The 251-nt window shown below is 66.1% G+C and carries 1 protein-coding gene; it reads right to left on the bottom strand.

Translation table 11 applies throughout. The features are described from left to right. Positions 1 to 251, bottom strand: a 251-nt coding sequence (locus A9Z05_RS05735; protein WP_256121862.1) for a LysR substrate-binding domain-containing protein, incomplete at both ends; no start/stop codon positions are given.

The raw sequence follows: 251 nt of genomic DNA, 5'->3' as shown, positions 1-251 counted from the left end.
ATCGCCCGCGCGCCGTGGCTCGCGCGGAAATTCACCGCATGATGTTCGACGAGATCGGCAATCTCGTTCGGCTCGCCGTGGCGGGCAAGGTAATCGGGCGACGCGCACGTCACGCGCTTGAGCATCCCGATGCGCCGCGCGACCATCGACGAATCCTCGAGCGGCCCGACCCGGATCATGCAGTCGATGCCCTCCTCGACCGGATCGACGTAGCGGTCGGACAGCCCCAACTCGAGCGTGATGTCCGGATA

Source organism: Burkholderia sp. A2, assembly GCF_001729305.1.
GTDB lineage: Bacteria > Pseudomonadota > Gammaproteobacteria > Burkholderiales > Burkholderiaceae > Burkholderia > Burkholderia sola.
Note: the sequence above shows the minus strand (reverse complement) of the source record. Positions and strands in the feature narration are given on the sequence as shown.